Here is a 24652-nt window from a genome sequence, read left to right as displayed (position 1 = left end):
TTTATAAACGGTTATCATGATAAAAGAATGAATAGAATTTCTGAGAGGTTTGATACAATGAAACTTACAAAGCTGCTTACATATTTAATGGCCGAACCTGTTCAAAATGACTTTCATGACCCTGACATAACTTCAATTGAGATGGACTCCAGGGAAGTGAGAAAAGGGAGTCTTTTTGTGTGTATAAAAGGGTATACGGTAGACGGACATGATTTTGCCCAAAAAGCTGCAGAAAACGGCGCAGCGGCCATCGTTGCCGAGAAAGAGCTTGACGTCGATGTTCCTGTCATTATTGTCCGCCGGTCACAGCGGGCGCTCAGCGTTCTTTCTGACGCGTTTTACGGGCAGCCGACAAAGCAGCTTCAGCTTATCGGCATCACCGGCACAAACGGCAAAACATCAACGACGCACATGGTTGATGAGATTTTCAAAAAAGCGGGAAGACAGACCGGTTTAATCGGAACGATGTACATTAAAATCGGGGATGAGACATTCCCGGTCAAAAATACAACGCCCGAAAGCGTCACACTGCAAAAAACGTTCAAGAAAATGAATGATGAGCATGTTGACACAGCTATTATGGAAGTGTCTTCTCACGCTCTGTCACTCGGCAGGGTTCACGGCTGCGATTATGATATCGCCGTATTCACGAACCTGACGCAGGACCATTTAGATTATCACAAGACGATGGAAGACTACAGACAGGCTAAAAGCCTCCTGTTTTCCCAGCTGGGCGGCTCCTTTAACCACGAAAAGCCGAAGCGGGCCGTTTTAAACGCAGATGACAAAGCCAGTGCTTATTTTGAAAAAGTGACGGCGGCGCACATCCTTACATACGGAATCGAGAATGATGCCGATGTCATGGCGAAACAAATCGAGATCTCTGCGCAAGGCACAAGCTTTGAACTTGTTACGCCAAAAGGAACAAAGCAGATCACAGTTTCACTCGTCGGCCGCTTCAACGTGTATAACGTACTGGCTGCAGCGGCGACAGCGATCGCAGCGGGTCTGCCGTTTGATACGATCACAAGCGCTCTTGAAGAGCTGCAAGGTGTCAGAGGCCGGTTTGAACTGGTAAATCATAATCAGCCGTTTCCTGTAGTCGTCGATTACGCGCACACGCCTGACAGTCTGGAAAACGTCCTGAATACATGCAAAGACATGACAGAGGGCAAGCTTTTCGTCGTCGTCGGCTGCGGCGGTGACCGGGACAAAACGAAACGCCCGAAAATGGCGGAAATTGCGGTGCGGATTGCCGACGAACCGATTTTCACTTCAGATAACCCGAGAAGCGAGGACCCGCTGGCCATATTAAGAGATATGGAAAGAGGGGTAGAAGGCACTTACTATCACAGTATCGCAAACCGCGAGCAGGCTATCTTTTTTGCCATTGCCAACGCGAAAAAGGGAGATGTGGTTCTGATTGCCGGGAAAGGGCATGAAACCTATCAGCAGATCGGCAATGAAACATTCGACTTTGATGACGCCGAAGTAGCGGGAAGAGCTATTGTTGAGCTGAATAAAAAGTAAAACAGGAAAGAGTGTTAGAATGAGGGAAATGAAAAGAATTACGGGGACACAATGTGAATATGATAAATACGTATGTCGTTTGAACGAAACGGGAGGAGAAAAGAGCAATGCTTGAGCAAGTGATTTTATTTACAATAATAATGGGATTTTTAATCAGTGTTCTGATATCTCCGATTCTTATCCCGTTTTTAAGACGTTTAAAATTCGGCCAAAGTATCAGGGAAGAGGGGCCGAAATCACATATGAAAAAATCAGGGACGCCGACGATGGGCGGGGTCATGATTATTGTATCCATCGCCATTACGGCGATTGTCATGACGCAGAAATTTTCGCATCTGAGCGCGGAAATGTTTCTTCTGCTGTTTGTCACGATCGGATACGGCCTGCTCGGCTTTCTGGATGACTATATTAAAGTAGTAATGAAACGGAATCTCGGATTGACGTCGAAGCAGAAATTGATCGGCCAGATCATTATTGCCATTGTATTTTACGGAGTATATCATTATTGCCATTTTTCAACCGGCATCAGGGTGCCGGGCACACATCTGTCAATCGATCTCGGCTGGGGATACTTTATCCTCGTTCTCTTTATGCTTGTCGGAGGTTCAAATGCCGTCAACCTGACAGACGGTCTGGACGGTCTCTTGTCCGGTACCGCGGCTATCGCATTCGGCGCTTTCGCCATCCTTGCGTGGAACCAGTCACAATATGACGTTGCGATTTTCTCGGTTGCCGTTGTCGGCGCCGTTCTCGGTTTTCTTGTATTCAACGCCCATCCCGCCAAGGTATTTATGGGGGATACCGGTTCGCTTGCGCTCGGAGGAGCGATCGTGACCGTTGCCATTCTGACGAAGCTTGAAATTCTGCTCGTCATTATCGGCGGAGTATTTGTTATTGAGACCTTATCTGTTATCTTACAAGTCATCAGCTTTAAAACGACAGGAAAACGAATCTTTAAGATGAGTCCGCTTCACCACCATTACGAATTGGTCGGATGGTCTGAATGGAGAGTTGTCGTCACATTCTGGGCTGCGGGACTGCTGCTTGCCGTTTTAGGAATTTACATCGAGGTGTGGTTATAAGTGGAAAACGAACTTTTTTTGCAAAAACAAAACTTTCTGGTCCTCGGACTGGCGAAAAGCGGATATGCGGCTGCGTCGATTCTTCATGAAAAAGGCATTAACGTCGTCGTGAATGATCAAAAAGCCTTTGAAGAGAACGAACCTGCCCAAAGGCTTGCAGAAAGAGGAATTGAAGTCATCTGCGGTGAGCATCCGACGTCACTTTTTGATCAGCATCACATTACCATTCTGATCAAAAATCCCGGAATCCCGTATGAAAATATCATGGTGGAGGAAGCGCAAAGAAGAGGCATCCCGGTCTGGACGGAAATCGAGCTTGCGTATTATATCACCAATGCAAAATTCATCGGCATTACAGGTTCAAACGGGAAAACAACAACGACGACCCTGATTTATGAAATGCTGAAAGCTGATTCGATAAAGGCGCTGATCGCAGGGAATATCGGCACTGTCGCCAGTGAAGTGGCTTATCATGCTGACGGTGATGAATGGATCGTCACAGAGCTTTCTTCGTTCCAGCTTATGGGGACTCATGCGTTCAGACCTGAAATCGGCCTGATTTTAAATGTGTTCGACGCTCATTTGGATTACCATCACAGCCGTGAAAACTATGAAAAAGCCAAGCAGAACGTGTATCTTCATCAGCTTGAGAGTGATACGGCCATCGTCAATCAAAGCGATGAAACAGTCGTGCGGCTTGCCGAAAGCGGAAAAGCCGGCACCGTTCCGTTTTCAGTCCACCAGGAACTGTCAAGCGGCGCATTCATTAAAGACGGAATGCTGATGTTCGGCGATGAAGCGATTCTGCCTGTTGATGACATCGTACTGCCGGGCGCGCACAATTTAGAAAATATTTTAGCCGCTGTAGCCGCGGCAAAAACGGCGGGCGCGTCTAATAAAGCGATTCAGAAGGTGCTGACAAGCTTTACCGGTGTCAAACACCGTCTGCAGTATGTAACTGCGATCCAGAATCGCAAATTTTATAATGACAGCAAAGCGACGAATATTTTGGCCACAAGCAAAGCGCTCTCGGCGTTCAAAGCACCGGTTATTCTGCTTGCAGGCGGACTGGACCGCGGCAACGGTTTTGACGACCTGAAACCGTATATGGACAATGTCAAAGCGGTCCTGACGTTCGGACAGACAGCGCCGAAGATAGAAAAACTGGGCAATGAGCTGGGAATACAACATGTCAAACGTGTCGATAATGTTGAACAAGCAGTATCTGCGGCGTTTGCGCTCTCAAATGAAGGAGACGTCATCCTCTTGTCACCCGCGTGTGCAAGCTGGGATCAGTTCAAAACATTTGAAGAACGCGGTGACATGTTTATAGATGCCGTGCATATGCTTAAGTAAGGGCTTGTCTCTGTTCATCGGCAGCCCTAAATGACTTATGCTTGGGGTGTCGATTGCTTTGACTACTAAAAAAACAGCGCCTGATTTGTTATTAGTTATCATTACGTTATTGCTTTTAACAATAGGATTAATTATGGTCTACAGTGCAAGTGCGGTATGGGCGGATTATAAATTTGACGACTCGTTTTTCTTCGCGAAACGGCAGCTGCTGTTTGCGGGGATCGGCGTCATTGCCATGTTTTTCATTATGAATGTGGATTATTGGACATGGCGCACATGGTCGAAGCTGCTTCTGATCATATGTTTTTTTCTGCTTGTGCTTGTGCTGATTCCGGGAGTCGGAATGGTGCGGAACGGTTCAAGAAGCTGGATCGGAGTGGGAGCGTTCAGCATTCAGCCTTCGGAGTTTATGAAACTCGCGATGATTGCGTTTCTGGCTAAATTTCTTTCTGAAAAACAGAAGAATATTACGTCATTCAGACGCGGATTCGTTCCCGCGCTCGGAATCGTGTTTTCTGCATTTATTATTATTATGTGCCAGCCAGACCTGGGAACGGGGACGGTAATGGTGGGCACGTGCATCGTGATGATTTTTGTTTCCGGTGCGCGAATCGCTCATTTTGCGTTCCTCGGACTCATCGGTTTAAGCGGATTTGCGGCACTAGTTCTGTCCGCTCCTTATCGGATTAAACGGATTACCTCTTACTTAAACCCGTGGGAGGATCCGCTTGGAAGCGGATTTCAGATCATTCAGTCGCTCTATGCCGTAGGTCCGGGCGGACTGTTCGGGATGGGGCTCGGCCAAAGCCGGCAAAAGTTTTTTTACCTGCCGGAGCCGCAAACCGATTTCATTTTTGCTATTTTATCTGAGGAACTCGGCTTTATCGGCGGTTCGCTCATATTGCTGCTGTTCACTATTTTATTATGGCGGGGCGTCAGAATTGCCCTCGGCGCGCCGGATTTATACGGAAGCTTTGTCGCTATCGGTATTATTTCTATGATAGCTATTCAAGTCATGATTAATATCGGCGTTGTGACGGGGCTGATCCCGGTAACAGGAATTACGCTGCCGTTTTTAAGCTACGGAGGCTCATCACTGACGCTGATGCTCGCAGCGGTCGGCGTGCTTTTAAATGTCAGCCGGTACTCGAGGTATTGATCTGTATCTTGCCTCATCACTCATGATTTATTCGTTATCTATAAAAAAACAGACAACATCAATAACCCTGTCCTAAAAAACAGGGTTATCGCTATGTGATTAAGGGGGACATACGAATGCGTATTGCAGTAAGCGGAGGCGGAACCGGAGGACATATTTATCCGGCCCTGGCCTTTATTAAAGAAGTTCAGCGCCGGCATCCGGATGTGGAATTTTTGTATATCGGAACAGAGAACGGTCTTGAGAAAAAAATTGTTGAACGGGAAAATATCCCGTTCCGCGCCATTGAAATTACAGGTTTCAAACGAAAACTTTCTTTTGAAAATGTAAAAACCGTCATGCGTTTCTTAAAAGGCGTGAAGAAAAGCAAATCATATTTAAAAGAGTTTAAACCGGATGCCGTTATCGGTACAGGCGGCTATGTATGCGGTCCGGTTGTATACGCGGCGGCAAAAATGGGAATTCCGACGATCATTCATGAGCAAAACAGCCTGCCCGGCATCACAAATAAGTTTCTCTCGAAATATGTTAATAAGGTAGCAATTTGCTTTGAAGAGGCAAAATCGCATTTTCCTGCTGAAAAAGTTGTGTTTACGGGAAACCCGAGAGCCTCTGAAGTCGTCTCAATTAAGACAGGCCGCTCATTAACTGAGTTCGGGCTGAAAGACAATCAAAAAACGGTGCTCATTTTCGGCGGAAGCAGAGGCGCGGCTCCCATTAACCGTGCCGTTATAGATATGCAGGAAGAATTGAAAACGAGACCTTACCAAGTGCTTTATATTACCGGGGAAGTGCATTACGAGAAGGTAACGGCTGAGCTGAAAGGCGGAAAAGCCGCTGATAATATGGTGACAAAACCGTTTTTGCACCAAATGCCGGAGTACTTACAATCAATTGATGTCATTGTGGCCAGAGCCGGAGCGACGACGATTGCGGAAATCACCGCTCTCGGCATTCCGAGCGTGCTTATTCCGAGCCCGTATGTGACAGCCAATCACCAGGAAGTCAATGCGAAGGCGCTCAGCCAGCATGACGCTGCAATCGTACTGAAGGAAACCGAGCTCAGCGGAGAAAAACTGATCGCTGCGCTGGACAAAATCGTCATGAATGAAGAAACCTTAAAAGACATGAGTGAGCGGACAAAATCACTCGGTGTTCCGGATGCGGCAGCCAGACTGTACAGTATCATGGAAGACATAAAAAAATAGAGCAAATGGAATGCGGAGGTTTATGATGGAGAACGTAATTCAGGAATTAAGAGACCGCGAAGTCGGCAAAGTGCTGGAACAAGAACCGCTCGCGAACCATACAACGATGAAAATCGGCGGTCCGGCGGACATTTTAATCATCCCCAACCGTGTGGAAGCGGTCAAAGATATTATGGATATTGTGAAGAAACATGATCTGCCATGGACGGTTATCGGACGCGGTTCAAATCTGCTCGTGCTTGATGAAGGCATAAGAGGAGTTGTCATCAAGCTGGGAGCGGGTCTGGATCATTTGGAGATTGACGGTGATCAGGTGACGGTCGGAGGCGGCTATTCGGTCGTCCGGCTTGCGACTTCCATGAGTAAAAAAGGAATGTCCGGTCTCGAATTTGCAGCGGGCATTCCTGGATCAATCGGCGGAGCCGTCTATATGAATGCCGGGGCGCACGGATCTGATATGAGTGAGATTCTTGTGAAAGCCCGTATCTTATTTGAAGACGGCACAATCGAATGGCTGACAAACGAAGAGATGGATTTCAGCTACAGAACGTCTGTTTTGCAGAAAAAACGCCCCGGCGTCTGTCTCGAGGCAGTTCTTCAGCTTGAGCAAAAGGAACGGGAAGCCATTACGGCGCAAATGCAGCAGAACAAAGATTACAGAAAAAACACTCAGCCGTATTCAAGCCCATGCGCCGGGAGCATATTCAGAAATCCGCTGCCGGATCATGCCGGAAACCTCGTTGAAAAAGCGGGATTAAAAGGACATCAGATCGGCGGAGCAAAAGTGTCCGAAATGCACGGGAATTTTATCGTCAATGCCGGCGGAGCGACTGCCAAGGACGTTCTCGACCTGATTGAATATGTGAAAAAGACAATCCGTGAGCAGTATGATGTTGACATGCATACAGAAGTTGAAATCATCGGAGGGAATCGTTAAAAGGTTCTCTGATTACGTGAGCTCATGTGATATACTTTTAACAAATGTCAAACGGCATCACAGCATGCCGTTTGTTTTTCAATCAGACGAATGTCAAGCTGTTTCATTCTTAGTGAGGTGGACAGGCAGTGAACCCAAATCATGAAAGAGAAAAAATTGTAAATATTGAAGAGCGGATTCCGAAAATCAAAGAGCAGCGGAAGCAAAAAGCAAACCGCCGGCTGATTTCATTCATTGTGCTCTTTTTTATGATGGTGCTGATCATCGTGTACTTGCAGATGCCGATCAGCAAAGTGTCTTCTGTCACCGTTTCCGGAAACGAAAACGTGTCTGTAAAAGAGATCAACGCGCTTTCTGATATACATAACGGACAAACCGAGTTCTGGAGTCTGAACAAGAAACAAACAGAAGAAAAGATTGAGCAGAATAAGCTGGTGAAAAAGGCGGAACTTTCAAAAGTATTTCCTAACAAAGTCAGCATTCACATTGAAGAATACAAGACGATCGCGTATCTGCAGCGACATGATGTATATTATGAAGTGCTCGAAAACGGCACTGTGCTGCCGAACGAAGTCACGCCGGATGACGCGGGCCCGATTTTGGTTGACTGGACAAACGCGAAAAAGCGGGTCAAAATGGCGGAGCAGCTTGATAAGCTTTCCGGTTCGCTTAAGCAGTCGATTTCTGAAATCTATTATACACCGGTAAAAATGGATCAGGACCGGATCAAGCTGTATATGAACGACGGGTATGTAGTTACCGCTTCTATTAAAACGTTTGCCGGCCGGATGAAGACCTATCCATCTATCGTTTCCCAGCTGGACGGCGGGAAAAAGGGGATTATCCACTTAGAAGTCGCTACGTATTTTGAAGAATTTAACAAAGGTAAATCCGGCAAGAAAAAAGAAAATGATTAATAGTTCTAAAGAACTAATTTCAAGGTGATTCAAAAGAATCTATTACAATCAGCGGGGCAGCCGATATAACCGATAGCGGAATCATTATGACTATGTTTGTTTTTGCCCGGGATATGGCTGCCGGACAAGCGGAAAATTCTCAATGCAATGGGCGTGTCTTCTGCAATGAGCATTGCATTTGGAATTTTCCTCCTGTTTCTTCTTTTTTCGGATGTTTCTGGCAATATCTATAGCTTTTCTGGAGGTTCATCTTAGTGTAGACTAATGGAAAGCGGGTATATTTGCATCTGGTTTGCACAGTATGGCACCGTGAAAGGAAATCTTACGGTAAGGTGGGCCGTCTCTAAAAAAAATAAAAAAAATACGATATAAAAGAGGATATACATAGAATATAACGAATAGTTTCATTAAACATAAATTGTGAGAAATCAGATAAGAATTTGTTGATGCTGTTGTTTTTGTTACACACTTGTAAAGCCACATTCATTGTATTGTTGTTCCGCAAATAATAGAATAGAATTTGATCGAAATGTGAGGAGGTGCCATAGAATGAACAACAATGAACTTTACGTCAGTCTTGACATCGGTACGTCCAATACAAAAGTGATCGTCGGAGAAATGACAGATGATTCCCTTAACATTATCGGAGTGGGAAATGTACCGTCTGAAGGGTTGAAAAAAGGCTCAATCGTTGATATAGATGAAACCGTTCATTCTATAAGAAAAGCGTTTGACCAAGCTGAAAGAATGGTAGGTTTTCCGCTGAAAAAAGCCATTGTCGGCGTTAATGGAAATTATATTCATATTCAAGATACGAACGGCGTTGTCGCTGTTTCCAGTGAAAACAAAGAAATTCACGTTGAAGACGTCCGCAGGGTAATGGAAGCGGCACAGGTCGTGTCAGTTCCGCATGAGCAGCTGATCGTAGACGTCGTTCCGAAACAGTTTATTGTTGACGGAAGAGACGAAATTACCGATCCGAAAAAAATGCTCGGCGTGCGCCTGGAAGTAGAAGGCACGCTGATTACCGGCTCCAAAACGATCTTACATAATTTACTTCGCTGTGTGGAGAGAGCGGGCGTTGAAATTACTGATATTTGCCTGCAGCCGCTTGCGGCCGGTTCGGCGGCTTTGTCAAAAGACGAAAAAAACCTCGGAGTCGCCATGATTGATATCGGCGGCGGCTCGACGACGGTGGCGGTATTTGAACAGGGGCACCTGAAGGAGACAGCCGTCATTCCGCTCGGAGGCGAAAACATCACGAAAGATGTATCGATCGGATTGCGCACTTCCACCGAAGAGGCTGAAAGAGTAAAAAAACAATTCGGACATGCATTCTACGATGAGGCTTCAGAAGATGAAGTATTTGAAGTCACCGTCATAGGAACGAATCAAAAGCAATCTTTTACACAGCAGGAAATTGCCAATATTATTGAAGCAAGAGTGGAAGAGATTCTTGAGATTGCCGCAGCCGAAATTGAGCATATGGGAATTACAGATCTGCCCGGCGGCTTTGTGCTGACCGGCGGACAGGCCGCAATGCCCGGAGTGCTTTCATTGGCACAGGAAGTGCTGAGGCACAATGTAAGGGTCGCAAGCCCGAATTATATCGGTGTAAGGGACCCTCAGTATATGACGGGTGTCGGCTTGATACAATTTGCCTGCCGAAATGCCAGAATTCAGGGAAGAAAAATAGGCTTTCATATGCCGGAAGAAGCCGTGCAGGAAATCGCGGTCTCTCACGAAGAAGAACATCATCAGCGGCCAGAGGCGCAGCAGCGTCCAAAAGCAAAACAAAAAACACAAGCCGAACACAACAAACCGAGCAAAATGAAAAAACTATTAAGCATGTTTTGGGAATAGATTGATAGTCATTCGGCAGATTAGGAGGATTTAGCATGTTGGATTTCGAAACAAACATAGACGGCTTAGCATCAATTAAAGTAATCGGAGTAGGAGGCGGCGGTAATAACGCGGTCAACCGAATGATTGAAAATGAAGTGCAGGGTGTAGAGTACATTGCGGTAAACACGGACGCGCAAGCTCTTAACCTGTCAAAAGCGGAAGTGAAAATGCAGATCGGGGAAAAGCTGACCCGCGGTCTCGGAGCGGGAGCGAATCCGGAAGTCGGCAAAAAAGCCGCTGAAGAAAGTAAGGAACAAATCGAAGAAGCGCTAAAAGGTGCTGACATGGTGTTCGTTACAGCCGGAATGGGAGGCGGTACCGGAACGGGAGCCGCACCGGTTATCGCGCAAATCGCAAAGGACTTAGGCGCTTTGACTGTCGGTGTCGTAACAAGACCGTTTACATTTGAAGGAAGAAAACGTCAGCTGCAGGCTGCAGGCGGTATCACGGCAATGAAAGAAGCCGTTGACACACTGATCGTTATTCCGAATGACCGCATTCTTGAAATCGTCGATAAAAACACACCGATGCTTGAAGCATTCCGTGAAGCTGATAACGTGCTTCGCCAAGGGGTGCAAGGTATCTCTGACCTCATCGCGACGCCTGGTTTAATCAACTTGGACTTTGCCGATGTCAAAACCATCATGTCCAACAAAGGTTCAGCATTGATGGGTATCGGGATCGCTACGGGCGAAAGCCGTGCTGCTGAAGCCGCCAAAAAGGCGATCTCCAGTCCGTTACTGGAAGCGGCAATCGACGGAGCGCAAGGTGTTTTGATGAACATTACGGGAGGTACAAACCTGAGCCTCTACGAAGTGCAGGAAGCAGCCGACATCGTCGCTTCTGCATCCGACCCTGATGTCAACATGATTTTCGGTTCAGTTATCAATGAAAATCTGAAAGATGAAATCGTCGTCACCGTTATTGCGACCGGTTTTATCGAACAGGAAAAAGATGACTCAAAACCGCAGCGTCCGACTTTAAACCAAGGATTGAAGTCTCAAAGCCAAAACGCTGCGAAACGTGAGCCGAAACGAGAAGAAACACAGCATCAAAACACGGTGAACCGCCATACATCACAGCCGGCGGATGATGCCCTCGACATTCCTACATTTTTAAGAAACCGCAACAAACGCGGCTGATGTAAAAAAGGACAAGACCACATGGTTTTGTCCTTTTTCTTTTTTGTGTACAGTCTTCCTTCCTATCCCCATGATCTATACAGTGAAAAAAGAAACTTTATACCTATGACGAATTGATTGTTTTTTAGTTTCATACGGCTTTCTACAGAATGCGACAATATCTGGATGGAAGATTGTCTACATTTAACGTACAGCATCGAAATGACAAACGATTCCAATTATGAAGGAGGGATACACATTTTATAGGGCGTTACCAAATAAGGGGGGATACGATTGAAGAAAAAAACAAGAAACAGATGGACAGGCTCCGTTTTAAGCGCGATTGTCGTCAGTTCCCTGTTGTTTCCGGGTGCAGCCGGAGCGAACAGCACACCGGGGGCAGTTTCTTTCACCAAAGATCTTTCTTCCTCTAAGAGCATTCAGCATAAGATTTCCGATTCAGTCAAGAAGCGTTTTGAAAAAAATGATAAAGTCACGTTTCTTATCAAATTTAAAGAGAAAGCCAATACGAAAAAAGCGGTCAAAGAAGCAGAAAAAAACGCCAAGTCTCAATCGCTTTCCGCAGCAAAAACCGAATATCAAAAGCGGTCAGCCGTCGTTTCTTCTTTAAAACTGGCGGCTCATGATGCGCAGCAGAATCTGAAAACATATTTGGAAAAACAAAAAAAGAAAGGCAAGGCTGATCACATCCATTCCTATTATATTGTTAACGGAATGGCAGTCACTGCTTCGAAAGAGGTAATGGAAAAAGCCGCCTCATTTCCTGAAGTAGAAAAAGTTCTTCCGAATGAAAAACGTCAGCTTACTCAACGACAATCAAAAGCTCCTTTTCAAATGAAGAAAAAACAAAAAGAGATCAAAGCAAAGGAAGGCATCGAATGGAATATCAGCCAAATTGATGCGCCGCAGGCCTGGGCTTCAGGATACGACGGAACCGGCACGGTTGTCGCTTCCATTGATACGGGAGTTCAGTGGGATCATCCGGCGCTTAAAGAAAAATACCGGGGTTACGATCCTGAAAATCCCGCAGCGCCGAATCATGAAATGAACTGGTATGATGCCGTGTCCCATAAAGACGCTCCCTACGATGATCTTGAACACGGCACTCATGTAACAGGGACCATGACGGGTTCAGAACCTGACGGCTCAAATCAAATCGGTGTGGCTCCGGGGGCAAAATGGATCGCAGTAAAAGCATTTTCAGATGACGGAGGAACTGATGCCGATATTTTGGATGCCGGTGAATGGGTGCTCGCGCCTAAAGATAAAAACGGCACGCCGCATCCCGAGATGGCGCCGGATGTTGTCAATAATTCCTGGGCAGGCGGTTCGGGAATGGACGAGTGGTACCGCGATATGGTGAATGCGTGGAGAGCGGCAGGGATTTTTCCGGAATTCTCTGCGGGAAATGAAGACTTATTTACACCGGGAGGACCGGGTTCAATCGCAAACCCGGCCAATTATCCTGAAGCATTTGCGACAGGTGCGACTGACATCGACAAGAAACTCGCTGATTTCTCACTTCAAGGCCCCTCACCGTATCATGAAACAAAACCGGACATTTCGGCTCCGGGAGTGAATATCCGTTCTTCGATTCCTGGAGGAACATACGAAGGCGGCTGGGACGGAACTTCAATGGCCGGGCCGCATGTGGCGGCGACGGCGGCTTTGTTAAGGCAGGCGAACGCCTCTATTACGGTCGATGAAATGGAAGACGTTTTGACGCGCACCGCCGAAAAGCTGACAGATTCCGTTTTTCCGGAATCACCGAATAACGGTTACGGCCACGGTCTCGTTAACGCTTTTGATGCCGTTTCTGCCGTAACGGACGGAATCGGAGGCGTAGAAGGCAAGGTCTCTTCTGCGGGCGAAGATCACAATCCGCCCAGCTTTCACCATGAACCGGTCTCAGCGGCTTACAAAGGGGCAAACCTTCCGTTAACGGTTACAGCAGAAGACGATGTAAGTGTAACTGAAGTCAGCCTTTCCTATCAGTTTGATGAAGGAAAGTGGAAAACGACAGCCGCCGTTCAAAAAAGCGGTGATGAAAAAAAGGGAACATACCAGGCGGAGATTCCGGATGTAACGGGAAGCAAGGTAAGTTATAAATGGACCATAAAAGATTTCGGAGGTCATTCTGTAGAATCTGATACGTACCGGGCTGACGTGAAACCGAGCATTACGGCGGGATACAAAGAGGATTTTGAATCACAGCCGGCGGGCTGGTCCAGTTACGGGACACACGACCAATGGGAATGGGGTATCCCGAGTTCAGGGCCCGGCGCCGCATTTTCCGGAGATAAAGTGTATGCGACGAATCTGTCCGGCCCTTATGCCGATTCAGCCAACATGAATTTGGTGATGCCTCCGATTCAAGTTCCGGAAACAGGACGGCTGTTTTTGCAATTTAAAAGCTGGCACAAGCTCGAAGAATTTTTTGATTACGGGTATGTGTTCGTTCTTCCGGAAGGAAAATCAAATTGGGAGCAGGCGGCCGTTTACAATGGTGACTCCGCAGGATGGAACGATGAAGAGGCAGATTTATCTGCGTATAAAGGCCAAAACATAAAGCTCATGTTTAATATGCAGTCAGACGAAGTACTCAATGAAGACGGATGGTATATCGATGATGTCCGGCTTTCAAGCAGCCCTCTCGGCAAGGCGGCTAAAAAAAGTAAACACAATAGACAAACACCTCCCGGCCACCTGAAGAAAAAAGCAGTCAGTCCGAAACAGGCCAAACCGGCAGTGAAATCACCCGGAAAAAGAGTAAAACGTGAAACAAACCTCCTCCCTCTCAGAGCGCAAATCAGTGTCGCCGAGACGGGGAAATCCGTATATTCCGACCCTGTTAGCGGAAGCTACAGCCTGTCGCATAAGGCGGGAAGCTATACGCTGAAAGCCGAGGCTTACGGATTTAAGTCCGCTTCGAAACAAGTTTCTATTCAATCAGACAAAACCGCACAGGCAGACTTTACACTGGAGCAAATGCCGTCCGGCACGCTAAAAGGAACCATCACCAATCAGTCAACAGGCGAACCGGTAAAAGGGGCTGCGCTTTATGTGGCTGAGGATGCCGCAATTGAACCGGCGGTGACAAACGATAAAGGGGAATATTCGCTTAAGGCGTACGAAGGCTCCTACACAATCAAAGTAGCGGCAAAAGGCTTTTACAATAGCGAATTTTCCGTTGACATCAAAGGAGATGCTGAAAAAAACGTCAAGCTTAAGCCGTATATCGGTTATGAAGGGGAAATTGCCTATGATAACGGAGCGGAAGAAGCCGCGCTGTCATATTTTAAAGCCGGCAGCAAATCTGCCGTAAAGATGACGCTTAAAGACGGAAAAGAACACGGTATGCTGACGGGAGGCCTTTTTAAATTTTGGGGCGCCGACTGGCCTGATCCGGGCGGTACCGAATTCCAAGCAGAAGTATATGATGCATCCGGCCCTGATGGAGCTCCGGGCAGCAAAATTGCCGGCCCGTTCCAAGCTGAAGCGCTTCGAAACGGCGAATGGACCAAAGTGGATCTCAGCTCAAAAGGAATCGCGGTCGGAAAGGATTTTTATCTTGTGTTCCGCCAGACGAAACCCGATCCTTATACACCTGCCCTGTCATCTGATGACGGCAGTCCGTACTCGAACAGAAACTGGCAATACCTCGACGGCCGCTGGTCTAAAACCGATAAATCAGACGGAAACTTTATGATCAGGGCTTTGGTCGACTACGAAGCTTCTGTGCCTGAAATAACGTCGCCTGAAGACCGGTCATTTACAAACAAGAGGTCAATCACGGTGAAAGGAACGGCTTCACCAAAAACCGCTGTCCGTCTTACCAATAACGGTAAAACCGCCGCAGAAACGAAAGCAGATGCAGACGGCAATTTCCAGGCCGGCGTCACACTCACTGAAGATGCCAATCGGCTGACGGCGGCATCTGTGACAGACAGCGGGTCAACCGATGAGTCACGCCCTGTCACGGTCATACTGGATGAGGATAAGCCGGATGTGACGATTGACAGTCCGGCAAACGGTGATAAAACAAATAAAGAAGCAGTGACCGTAAAAGGAAAAGTGCACGACGCCCATTTAAAATGGGTAAAGGTGAACGGAAAAAAAGCTGAAGTAAATAACGGTTCTTATCAAGCGAGAACCCTTCTGGAAAACAGCAGCAATGAGATCAAGGTCACGGCCTCAGATGAAGCGGGTAACAAAACAACGAAAAAGACGGTAATCGATGTCAATTACAATGCTCCCGTCATTTCCGGATTGGTTCCCGGAGCGGATAAGGAATTAAAAGCCGGAGAATCAGTGAAAATCGCTTTTTCAAGCGGAAAGAAATTAGACGCTTCCTTCGTTATCCGTCTGCCTCTGACAAACGCCCGGGCAGGGAGCCAAAACGCAACAGAGCTTCCGCTGAGAGAAATTTCTCCGGGACGATATGAGGGTTACTGGACGGCGACCTCTTCCATCAAAGCAAGCGGAGCAAAAATTGACGTTATCGCAAGAGATGACTACGGAAATGAAACGAGACAGACGGCTAAAGGAAAACTTTATATCAATGAGTAAAAACAGAGCGCTGCCAGATCACGGCAGCGCTTTTTTAGTTGAAGCGGACAATAGGAAAGCAACCCTTTCGGCCCTCGACAAATAAAACGGTTATCCCTTAAAAATTGTACTTTACCCTCAACATTAATTGACAGACTTTCCCACAGAGCTTGCTTTATACTTATGAAACAAGAGAGAGAAACAGATAAGTAAGACAAAAGAGGAAAGGGGTCAGATGTGAAAATCTATCTGGATGTCATTTGGCTGTTGAACTTTTGTTTTGATTCTCTTTTGCTTTTATTGACCGCCTTTATTTTAAAACGCCAGGTAAAAAAAAGAAGAGTGGCCGCCGGCGGTTTCATCGGGTCAGCCATTGTGCTTCTGATGTTTACGCCTGTTTCTCCCTTTGTGGAGCATCCGGCGGGAAAAATGGCGTTTTCAGTAGTCATCGTGCTTACGGCTTTTGGCTTTAAACGGTTCCGATACTTTTTTCAAAATTTGTTCGCCTTTTATTTCGCGACTTTTCTCGTCGGCGGGGGAATGATCGGCGTACATTCCCTGCTGCAGACAGAATCAATTGTGCAGCAAGGGGTAATGGTCACAAGCCAGACCGGATTCGGCGACCCGATCAGCTGGATGTTTGTAGTTATCGGATTTCCGGCCATATGGTTTTTCTCGAAAAAGAGAATTGAAGACATCGAGACGAAGTCCATTCAGTACGATGAACTTGTCATGGTGCAGGCGGAATTCAGCGGACAGACAATCCGCGCGAAAGGATTGGTGGATTCCGGGAATCAGCTGTATGATCCGCTGACGAAAACGCCGGTCATGATCCTTCACATTGACAAATTCGCTCTGATTCTCAGCGAAAAGGAAACGGACCTCATCAAATCCGCCAGTCCGCTTGAAGTGATAGAGCAGCTTGATGATTCGTTCCGCCATGCGGATAAGCTGAGGCTGATTCCATACAGGGGCGTCGGCCAGGACAATCAATTTTTACTCTGTTTAAAGCCGGATTACGTCACGATTTTAACAAAAGACGAAATGATCGCTTGTGAAAAATGCCTGATCGGCATCAGCACAAAACCATTATCCGCGGACGGTGAATTTGACGGAATCGTTCATCCGAAGATGCTGACAGGGAAGGCTGTAAAACATGTTTCCTGACGAAAAGTCTGTTATTCATCATACTCAAAACGCGTTGTATTTAGAAGGGGGAGGAAGATGAAAAAACTTAAGCTGCGTCTGACATATTTGTGGTATAAATGGCTGATGAAACTCGGACTGAAAAGCGATGAAGTGTATTACATAGGAGGAAGCGAGGCGCTGCCGCCGCCTTTGTCTAAAGAAGAGGAGCAGGTGCTCTTATTAAAGCTGCCGAGCGGGGATCAGGCGGCGCGGGCCATCCTGATTGAGAGAAACTTACGTCTTGTCGTTTACATTGCCCGCAAATTCGAAAATACCGGCATCAACATCGAGGACTTAATCAGCATCGGCACCATCGGTTTGATCAAAGCGGTAAACACTTTTAATCCGGAAAAGAAAATCAAACTCGCCACCTACGCGTCGCGATGTATCGAAAACGAAATTTTAATGTACTTGCGCCGAAACAATAAAATCCGTTCAGAGGTGTCCTTTGATGAACCGCTGAATATTGATTGGGACGGAAACGAGCTGCTGCTTTCGGATGTGCTCGGCACAGATGATGATATTATTACAAAAGACATTGAAGCCAATGTGGATAAAAAACTTTTGAAAAAAGCGCTTGAGCAATTAAACGAAAGAGAAAAGCAGATTATGGAACTGCGTTTCGGGCTTGTCGGAGAAGAAGAAAAAACTCAAAAAGATGTAGCCGACATGATGGGGATTTCACAATCTTATATCTCCCGGCTCGAAAAGCGGATTATCAAAAGACTGAGAAAAGAGTTTAACAAAATGGTGTAAAATTTTTTCCATCTGACAGCCCTTACTGCCGCAAGGATTGCCGTCGCCGGATGTTTATTTCTGTAAAATGGCGGTGCATATTTTTCCCACCCGAGGAGATACTTAACGTTGTACAGCAGCTCCTAGTGGGAGGGAAAAACGTGTCAAGAAATAAAGTCGAAATTTGCGGGGTGGATACCTCCAAATTACCGGTGCTCAAGAATGAAGAGATGAGAAAGCTGTTTAGGCAATTACAGGATGAGGGCGATGATTCAGCGAGGGAAAAGCTTGTAAACGGCAATCTGCGCCTTGTCTTAAGCGTCATTCAGAGGTTTAACAACAGAGGAGAGTATGTTGATGACTTATTTCAGGTCGGCTGCATCGGACTAATGAAATCCATTGATAATTTTGACCTAAGCCATAATGTTAAGTTTTCAACATACGCTGTACCGATGATCATCGGAGAAATCCGCAGATATTTGCGGGATAACAATCCGATCCGCGTCTCGAGGTCGCTTCGCGATATCGCATATAAAGCGCTTCAAGTAAGAGAGCGGTTAATCAGTGAGACAAGCAGGGAGCCGACAGCAGAGGAAATCGCCAAAGTTCTTGAAGTGCCCCATGAAGAAATTGTGTTTGCCCTTGACGCCATCCAGGATCCGGTTTCACTGTTTGAGCCGATTTATAATGACGGCGGCGATCCGATTTACGTGATGGACCAGATCAGCGATGAGCGCAATAAGGATACACAATGGATTGAGGAGCTGGCTCTGAAAGAAGGCATGAGAAGACTGAACGAACGGGAAAAAATGATTTTGCGAAAGCGCTTTTTCCAAGGGAAAACCCAGATGGAAGTCGCTGAAGAAATCGGCATATCCCAAGCTCAGGTCTCAAGGCTTGAAAAGGCAGCCATTAAACAAATGAATAAGAATATCCATCAATAACGGAAAAAGCCTTTAAACCTTGTTTAAAGGCTTTTTTCATGCGATGGTTTACGTTTGCAAAAAAGTGATGTATTCTAATGTGTAAAAGTTTTTAGAAAATTTAAACAAAGTAAACGGGGGAAACTGCAATGATTTTACAGCTGGACAGTGTGTCATTAAAAAGAAACGGGAAATGGATTTTGAAAGATATCAACTGGCGCGTCGAGAAAAACGAAAATTGGGTGCTGTACGGATTAAACGGAGCCGGAAAAACGGCTTTGCTGAATATGTTATGCTCTTATTACTTCCCCACTTCAGGAGAGATGCAGGTGCTCGGCCATCAATTCGGCAAAACAGAGCTCGGTGACAGGCTCAGAAGGAAAATCGGTCTTGTTTCGGCAGGTCTTCAGCACAAATTATATGCCGCGGACTCCGCTTTTGAAATCGCCCTCAGCGGCGCGTACGCCTCAATCGGGCTGTACGCAACTCCGAGTGAGCAGGTAAGGGAAAAAGCGATCGGACTTCTGAAGGATTTGGGCGCCATCGGTTACGCCGACAGACGGTATGAAACATTATCACAAGGGGAAAGACAAAGAGCGCTGATTGCGCGGGCGCTTATGGCTGATCCGGAACTGCTGATTTTGGACGAACCCGTGACGGGTCTTGATTTTATGGCAAGGGAGCAGCTGCTGGACACGATTACGTCGATCGCCGAAAAAGAAAATGCGCCGTCCATCCTTTATGTCACCCATCACGCTGAAGAAATTCTGCCGGTGTTTGATCAGGCGCTGCTTTTAAAACAGGGCGAGGTGTTCGCCTCCGGGAAAATCAGGGACATGCTTTCTGACGAGCGGCTTACAGCGTTTTTCGATATGCCTGTCAATGTCTTATGGAACAATGGCCGCCCGCTTTTAACACGTGCAAAAGGGGCATCATCTGTAAAATAACATAAATTCACCCTGGGGGTGCTGCCATGCGGCTGAGAGAGACGTTTGTCTCAACCCTTAACGGACCTGATCCGGATCATGCCGGCGGAGGGAAGCGGTGAAAAAAGCGGAGGAAGATCCGTTTTTTACCCGTTTCATTTCATGAATGAAATGGGTTTTTTGATACAGCCAAAGGGGAGATTTCCAATGCATCAGATTGATATGCTGTTACACCAGGCGGAGAAACGGCGGCACGACTTCATACATATTGCTGAAAGATTGATAGCCTTTCCCACTCCGGCCCCGCCAGCAAGAAATACGGCAGAAGCCCAAAAGTGGGTGGCCGAATTTTTAAAAGAAACGGGCTGCTCGGTCGATATGTGGGATGTGTATCCGGAAGATCCGAATGTAGTCGGTGTTTTAAAAGGGACAGATTCAAGCAGGCATCAAAGCCTGATTTTAAACGGACACATTGATGTGGCAGAAGCCGGGGGCGAAGACTGGCACTCTGACCCGTTTCAGCCGCACGTAAAAGATGGCATGCTGATCGGAAGGGGCGCCGCTGATATGAAAGGGGGTTTGGCGTGTGTTCTTTTCTCTCTGAAGCTGATCCATGATGCCGGCATTAAGCTTCCGGGCGACCTCATTGTACAGTCTGTAATCGGAGAAGAAGTCGGTGAGGCGGGGACGCTGGAATGCTGCAAACGCGGCTATCACGCGGATTTTGCCGTTGTCGCGGATACGAGCAGCCTGCATATTCAAGGGCAGGGCGGAGTCATCACCGGCTGGATAGAATTGAAAAGCAAACAAACATTTCATGACGGCATGAGGCGCAATATGATTCATGCGGGCGGAGGCACATTCGGAGCGAGCGCCATCGAAAAAATGGCGAAAATCATCACTGCCTTGGGAGAGCTGGAGCGCCACTGGGCGGTAACCAAAAGCTATCCCGGTTTTGCGCCCGGCACCAATACGATCAACCCTGCCGTCATTGAAGGCGGAAGACACGCAGCGTTTGTCGCCGATGAATGCCGGTTATGGATCACCGTCCACTTTTATCCGAACGAAACGCACGAACAAGCAGCCGCAGAAATCGAAGACTATATTAATCGTGTCGCTGACAGTGATCTGTGGCTCAAAGAAAACAGGCCGGTGTTCAAATGGGGCGGATCTTCGATGATTGAAGACAGAGGAGAGGTGTTCCCGGCGCTGGAAATCGACCCGGATCATCCGGCAGTTTCTGTCTTGGCTGCATCACACTCAGCCGTCAGAAAACAGGAGCCCGTCATTGATGTTTCCCAAACCGTAACTGACGGAGGGTGGCTTTATCATGCCGGGATTCCGAGCGTCATATACGGTCCCGGCGATTTAAAAAACGCCCACTCCGTAAACGAGGAAGTGTCCGTTGATGAGCTTATGGACTATACGAAAATTATGCTGAGATTTATCCTCGGCTGGTGCAGCCGCAAAAAAGATTGCCCGATGTGACAAGGTTCAGCCCGGCCGTTCATATAATAGGAAAAAGAACGGGCAAAGGGCGTGATACGGATGATCAGCATATCTGAATTTCAAATAAAAGATGTGGTAAACGTGTCGAACGGAAAAAAACTCGGAAGCATCGGTGATATTGATATTAACGTGACAACGGGAAAAATTCAGGCGATTATTTTAGGCGGCAGCGGAAAAGTTCTCGGTTTTTTCGGAAAAGAAGAGGAAATGATCATTCCTTGGCGAAATATAGTTAAAATTGGGGAAGATGTCATCTTAGTGCGTGTAAACGAACCAAAGGGGGGAGCGTAATCCTCCCTTTACTTGTAAAAAGCCGGAAATCTCAATGTTTCCGGCACATTTATTTATCTCATTTTTCAATCAGCCGCTAAACGTATGCTTAAAATTGTGTTAAAATGAGTGGGAAATTACGCTTTTTTAATGTTTGTCGAAAGGTTGGATCTCCATGAATACATATCACCCGTTTAGTCTTACCACCCCCTCGGCACTCATGATAGAAGACTGGAACTGTGTGAATCAGCTTAACACAAAGGTCATCGCCGGATTCACAACGAAAAACGGCGGTGTCAGCAATCCTCCGTATGAGTCATTAAATACCGGATTGCACGTCCGGGACAAAGCTCATGATGTTGTGACAAACCGTGAAGTCATAGCGTCCTTATGCGGTACTGATCTGGATTCCTGGGTGTTCGCCGACCAGACACATGAAAACCGCGTCCGGCGCGTGACAGCCGGGGATAAAGGAAAAGGAGCGAGAGACTATTCTTCCGCATTCCGCGGGACGGACGGGCTCTACACGAAAGATGCGAATCTTTTTTTGGCCCTTTGTTTTGCGGACTGTGTGCCCTTGTATTTTTATGACCCGGTGAAATCCATTATCGGCGCTGCCCATGCCGGATGGAAGGGGACGGTCAAACAAATCGGACGTATCATGACGGAACGCTGGGTAAACGAAGAAGGCTCCCGTTTAACAGATATTCAGGCTGTCATCGGTCCGTCCATCAGCGCGGGAAGCTATACAGTCGACGACCGCGTCATCAATGAAGTGCGGGCGCTGCCTTTTACGGCTGAATCCGCCATATGCGAAACGGAAAAAGGCCAGTATCAGCTTGATTTAAAAGAGGTCAACCGTCTTCTTCTGATACATTGCGGCATTCCGGAAGAAAACATTTCAGTCAGCGGTTTATGCACCGAACGAGAGCGTGAACTATTCTTTTCACACCGCCGCGACAAAGGGAAAACGGGACGCATGATGTCCTTTATCGGAATGAAGGAGGCGTAAGATCTTGCGTGTTGCTGATCAATTACGACATATAAACGAAAGAATAAACGAAGCATGTAACAGATCGGGCCGAAGCCCCGAAGATGTTACTGTCATCGCGGTTACAAAATACGTATCAGCCGAAAGGGCTCAAGAGGCCGTTGATGCCGGTATTACAAGTCTGGGAGAAAACCGGGATGCCGAGCTTATCCATAAGCAGGAAGTCATCAAAGGCAGCCCGGAGTGGCACTTTATCGGCAGTCTTCAGTCCAGAAAGGTGAAGGCCGTCGTTGACCGTGTATCTTATATTCATTCCTTAGACAGACTGTCATTGGCAAAAGAGATTGAAAAACGGGCGCAGCATGCGGTTCGCTGTTTTGTGCAGGTGAATACTTCGCTTGAGCCGTCTAAGCACGGTTTGAAAACAGAGGAGGTCATCCCCTTTATCAGAGAGCTTTCTGAGTTTAGAAACATTTCTGTAGAGGGCCTGATGACGATGGCTCCCCTGACAGACGATACAGAAACGATCAGAGCCTGCTTCCGGCAATTGCGTGATCTGAGGGATCAGGTGCAAAAACTGCATCAGACAAACGCACCGTGCCGGGAACTGTCAATGGGCATGTCAAATGATTATGAAATCGCTGTTGAAGAGGGCGCAACTTTTATCAGAATCGGCTCTTCATTAGTCGGAAATGAACCGGGGGGTGTAAACAAATGAGCATGAAAAATAAACTGAAAAACTTTTTCTCAATGGATGAGGAGGAGTACGAGTACGAATACATTGAAACGGAGCAGGATCATCCGGAAGAGCATGAACAGCAGAAAGATAAACAGCCTGCTTACGCTCAGAAGCCGCAGGGCAAGCAGAACGTAGTAAGCTTGCAAAGTGTTCAGAAATCCTCTAAAGTGGTGTTGAGTGAACCGCGTGTATATGCGGAAGCGCAGGAAATCGCCGATCATTTAAAGAACAGGCGGGCGGTTGTCGTCAATCTGCAGCGCATCCAGCATGATCAGGCGAAAAGAATCGTCGACTTTTTAAGCGGTACCGTCTACGCCATCGGCGGCGACATTCAGAGAATCGGTTCAGATATTTTTCTGTGCACGCCTGATAATGTCGACGTTTCCGGCACGATTTCGGAGCTTATAAATGAAGACGAACATCAGAGGTGGTAAAGCAGGATGATTCTTTATCAAATTTTTTCCGTTCTGAGTTATTTAATTTACATCTACTCGTTTGCCCTGATCATCTATATCTTTATGTCATGGGTGCCGAGTACGAGAGAAACGGCGGTCGGACGGTTTCTCGCAGCGATTTGCGAACCGTATTTAGAGCCGTTCAGAAGGATCATTCCGCCCATTGCCATGCTGGATATATCCCCGATTGTAGCGATTATCGTGCTTCGGTTTGCCACGACGGGACTTTGGGGCCTATACCGCATGATCGCAATGTATACTTGAATGCGACAGTTTGATATGGGCTTGGCACCAGCCAAGCCTCTTTACATAGAAAGGAAAGAACATGAGCGATATTTACCAGCACTTCAGACAAGACGAGCGGCCTTTTATTGATCAGGCGCTTGAATGGAAACAGATTGTCCTGGACCAGTATCGGATGAAGCTGACTGATTTCTTAGATCCCAGAGAACAGGTCATTGTAAAAGCCGTTATCGGCGACGCCTGCGGTCTTGCGTTTTTCGGAGGATATGACAGAGCTGAGCGCAAACGCGCGATTTTATACCCTGAATATATGGAACCTGAACAGGATGATTTTGAGCTTCGGGCTTTTGACGTTCAATACGCTGAAAAATTCGTCAGCATTGACCACCGCTCTCTTCTCGGATCATTAATGGGGATCGGCTTAAAGCGGCAGAAATACGGCGATCTGATTTTCTCTGAGGAAGCCGTGCAGCTGATCGTCTCCGGTGAAATCGCCGATTTTGTCAGCACTCAGCTGACCAAGGCGGGCAAAGCGCCGGTAAAGCTTGAGAAAATCGAGCTTTCCGCTCTTCACATTCCCGCTTCAGATGTCGAAATAAGGGATGACACGGTTTCTTCATTGCGTCTCGACGCCGTCTGCGCTTCAATGAGCAGGCAATCCCGGCAGAAAGCGCAGGCGCTTGTGAAAAACGGGCTCGTTAAGGTGAATTGGAAAGCCATTGAAGATCCGTCTTATCAGGTTGCTGAAGGGGACATGCTCTCGATTCGCGGCTTCGGACGATGCAGTTTGGCAAAAGTTGACGGAAAAACGAAAAAAGACAAATGGAAAGTTACATTTGAACGGCAAAAATGAGTCGTTTTTTCAGTTTTTTTCTCCATCTGTGCCGTA

The 24652-nt window shown here is 47.0% G+C and carries 21 protein-coding genes and 1 riboswitch; all 21 genes read left to right on the top strand.

Annotated elements, in window-relative coordinates:
* The first annotated feature begins 57 nt into the window (after window positions 1-57).
* The 21 genes from D5S11_RS05400 to D5S11_RS05300 all read left to right on the top strand — a co-directional run bounded on the left by D5S11_RS05400 (window position 58) and on the right by D5S11_RS05300 (window position 24616).
* Window positions 58-1530 (top strand): UDP-N-acetylmuramoyl-L-alanyl-D-glutamate--2,6-diaminopimelate ligase, encoded by a 1473-nt coding sequence (locus D5S11_RS05400; protein ID WP_003154436.1) that lies wholly within the window; start codon window positions 58-60, stop codon window positions 1528-1530.
* 107 nt (window positions 1531-1637) lie between these two features.
* Window positions 1638-2612, top strand: a complete 975-nt coding sequence (gene mraY, locus D5S11_RS05395) for a phospho-N-acetylmuramoyl-pentapeptide-transferase (protein WP_108724984.1) — start codon at window positions 1638-1640, stop codon at window positions 2610-2612.
* Window positions 2613-3968, top strand: a complete 1356-nt coding sequence (gene murD / locus D5S11_RS05390) for a UDP-N-acetylmuramoyl-L-alanine--D-glutamate ligase (RefSeq protein ID WP_044801393.1) — start codon at window positions 2613-2615, stop codon at window positions 3966-3968.
* A 58-nt stretch (window positions 3969-4026) separates the two neighbouring features.
* Window positions 4027-5127, top strand: coding sequence for a stage V sporulation protein E (spoVE, locus tag D5S11_RS05385; RefSeq protein WP_015239818.1), 1101 nt, complete (start codon window positions 4027-4029; stop codon window positions 5125-5127).
* Between the two features lie 116 nt (window positions 5128-5243).
* Window positions 5244-6335 (top strand): undecaprenyldiphospho-muramoylpentapeptide beta-N-acetylglucosaminyltransferase, encoded by a 1092-nt coding sequence (gene murG / locus D5S11_RS05380; protein WP_003154428.1) that lies wholly within the window; start codon window positions 5244-5246, stop codon window positions 6333-6335.
* Between the two features lie 25 nt (window positions 6336-6360).
* The gene (murB, locus tag D5S11_RS05375; RefSeq protein WP_007409709.1) at window positions 6361-7272 is read left to right on the top strand and encodes a UDP-N-acetylmuramate dehydrogenase; all 912 of its coding nucleotides are present in this window, start codon (window positions 6361-6363) and stop codon (window positions 7270-7272) included.
* Between the two features lie 128 nt (window positions 7273-7400).
* Window positions 7401-8189 carry a cell division protein FtsQ/DivIB gene (locus tag D5S11_RS05370; RefSeq protein ID WP_007409710.1) on the top strand — a complete coding sequence of 263 codons (789 nt, stop codon included), beginning with the start codon at window positions 7401-7403 and terminating at the stop codon, window positions 8187-8189.
* 549 nt (window positions 8190-8738) lie between these two features.
* On the top strand, window positions 8739-10052 hold the full coding sequence (ftsA, locus tag D5S11_RS05365) for a cell division protein FtsA (RefSeq protein ID WP_003154425.1): 1314 nt from the start codon (window positions 8739-8741) through the stop codon (window positions 10050-10052).
* 35 nt (window positions 10053-10087) lie between these two features.
* Window positions 10088-11236 (top strand): cell division protein FtsZ, encoded by a 1149-nt coding sequence (gene ftsZ / locus D5S11_RS05360; RefSeq protein WP_003154424.1) that lies wholly within the window; start codon window positions 10088-10090, stop codon window positions 11234-11236.
* A gap of 273 nt (window positions 11237-11509) precedes the next feature.
* Entirely contained in the window at window positions 11510-15805 is a 4296-nt protein-coding gene (locus tag D5S11_RS05355; protein WP_108724983.1) for a S8 family peptidase, read from the top strand.
* A gap of 216 nt (window positions 15806-16021) precedes the next feature.
* On the top strand, window positions 16022-16951 hold the full coding sequence (gene spoIIGA, locus D5S11_RS05350; RefSeq protein ID WP_007409713.1) for a sigma-E processing peptidase SpoIIGA: 930 nt from the start codon (window positions 16022-16024) through the stop codon (window positions 16949-16951).
* A gap of 57 nt (window positions 16952-17008) precedes the next feature.
* Complete coding sequence (sigE, locus tag D5S11_RS05345; protein WP_007409714.1) at window positions 17009-17728, top strand: RNA polymerase sporulation sigma factor SigE; 720 nt, start codon at window positions 17009-17011, stop codon at window positions 17726-17728.
* Window positions 17729-17868: 140 nt separating this feature from the next.
* A complete protein-coding gene (sigG, locus tag D5S11_RS05340) occupies window positions 17869-18651 on the top strand; it encodes an RNA polymerase sporulation sigma factor SigG (RefSeq protein WP_003154420.1) in 783 nt (260 codons plus the stop codon).
* A 128-nt stretch (window positions 18652-18779) separates the two neighbouring features.
* Window positions 18780-19577 (top strand): ABC transporter ATP-binding protein, encoded by a 798-nt coding sequence (locus tag D5S11_RS05335; RefSeq protein WP_020955790.1) that lies wholly within the window; start codon window positions 18780-18782, stop codon window positions 19575-19577.
* Between the two features lie 4 nt (window positions 19578-19581).
* Window positions 19582-19687, top strand: a riboswitch (TPP riboswitch).
* Between the two features lie 76 nt (window positions 19688-19763).
* Window positions 19764-21044: an acetylornithine deacetylase gene (locus D5S11_RS05330; RefSeq protein WP_047936413.1), complete on the top strand. Its 1281-nt coding sequence runs from the start codon at window positions 19764-19766 to the stop codon at window positions 21042-21044.
* A gap of 60 nt (window positions 21045-21104) precedes the next feature.
* Window positions 21105-21356, top strand: a complete 252-nt coding sequence (locus D5S11_RS05325; RefSeq protein ID WP_003154415.1) for a YlmC/YmxH family sporulation protein — start codon at window positions 21105-21107, stop codon at window positions 21354-21356.
* Window positions 21357-21510: 154 nt separating this feature from the next.
* Window positions 21511-22347 carry a peptidoglycan editing factor PgeF gene (pgeF, locus tag D5S11_RS05320; RefSeq protein WP_020953996.1) on the top strand — a complete coding sequence of 279 codons (837 nt, stop codon included), beginning with the start codon at window positions 21511-21513 and terminating at the stop codon, window positions 22345-22347.
* 4 nt (window positions 22348-22351) lie between these two features.
* The gene (locus D5S11_RS05315) at window positions 22352-23044 is read left to right on the top strand and encodes a YggS family pyridoxal phosphate-dependent enzyme (protein ID WP_007409718.1); all 693 of its coding nucleotides are present in this window, start codon (window positions 22352-22354) and stop codon (window positions 23042-23044) included.
* On the top strand, window positions 23041-23499 hold the full coding sequence (gene sepF / locus D5S11_RS05310) for a cell division protein SepF (protein WP_007409719.1): 459 nt from the start codon (window positions 23041-23043) through the stop codon (window positions 23497-23499). Before D5S11_RS05315 ends, sepF begins: the two co-directional genes overlap by 4 nt.
* Before the next feature lie 6 nt (window positions 23500-23505).
* A complete protein-coding gene (locus D5S11_RS05305; protein ID WP_003154408.1) occupies window positions 23506-23784 on the top strand; it encodes a YggT family protein in 279 nt (92 codons plus the stop codon).
* Between the two features lie 61 nt (window positions 23785-23845).
* Window positions 23846-24616 (top strand): YlmH family RNA-binding protein, encoded by a 771-nt coding sequence (locus D5S11_RS05300; protein WP_007409722.1) that lies wholly within the window; start codon window positions 23846-23848, stop codon window positions 24614-24616.
* Window positions 24617-24652: the final 36 nt, after the last annotated feature.

It is taken from the genome of Bacillus sp. L75 (assembly GCF_003676355.1).
GTDB lineage: Bacteria > Bacillota > Bacilli > Bacillales > Bacillaceae > Bacillus > Bacillus velezensis.
This window is presented reverse-complemented; position numbering and strand designations above follow the sequence as displayed.

What these genes read in the sequence shown, in the direction of transcription:
- sepF (WP_007409719.1), top strand. Translation starts at nt 23,041, where the DNA reads ATGAGCATGAAAAATAAACTGAAAAACTTTTTCTCAATGGATGAGGAG.
- murG (WP_003154428.1), top strand. Translation starts at nt 5,244, where the DNA reads ATGCGTATTGCAGTAAGCGGAGGCGGAACCGGAGGACATATTTATCCG.
- murB (WP_007409709.1), top strand. Translation starts at nt 6,361, where the DNA reads ATGGAGAACGTAATTCAGGAATTAAGAGACCGCGAAGTCGGCAAAGTG.
- D5S11_RS05330 (WP_047936413.1), top strand. Translation starts at nt 19,764, where the DNA reads ATGCATCAGATTGATATGCTGTTACACCAGGCGGAGAAACGGCGGCAC.
- D5S11_RS05325 (WP_003154415.1), top strand. Translation starts at nt 21,105, where the DNA reads ATGATCAGCATATCTGAATTTCAAATAAAAGATGTGGTAAACGTGTCG.
- D5S11_RS05400 (WP_003154436.1), top strand. Translation starts at nt 58, where the DNA reads ATGAAACTTACAAAGCTGCTTACATATTTAATGGCCGAACCTGTTCAA.
- ftsA (WP_003154425.1), top strand. Translation starts at nt 8,739, where the DNA reads ATGAACAACAATGAACTTTACGTCAGTCTTGACATCGGTACGTCCAAT.
- pgeF (WP_020953996.1), top strand. Translation starts at nt 21,511, where the DNA reads ATGAATACATATCACCCGTTTAGTCTTACCACCCCCTCGGCACTCATG.
- ftsZ (WP_003154424.1), top strand. Translation starts at nt 10,088, where the DNA reads ATGTTGGATTTCGAAACAAACATAGACGGCTTAGCATCAATTAAAGTA.
- D5S11_RS05300 (WP_007409722.1), top strand. Translation starts at nt 23,846, where the DNA reads ATGAGCGATATTTACCAGCACTTCAGACAAGACGAGCGGCCTTTTATT.
- D5S11_RS05335 (WP_020955790.1), top strand. Translation starts at nt 18,780, where the DNA reads ATGATTTTACAGCTGGACAGTGTGTCATTAAAAAGAAACGGGAAATGG.
- mraY (WP_108724984.1), top strand. Translation starts at nt 1,638, where the DNA reads ATGCTTGAGCAAGTGATTTTATTTACAATAATAATGGGATTTTTAATC.
- D5S11_RS05305 (WP_003154408.1), top strand. Translation starts at nt 23,506, where the DNA reads ATGATTCTTTATCAAATTTTTTCCGTTCTGAGTTATTTAATTTACATC.
- sigE (WP_007409714.1), top strand. Translation starts at nt 17,009, where the DNA reads ATGAAAAAACTTAAGCTGCGTCTGACATATTTGTGGTATAAATGGCTG.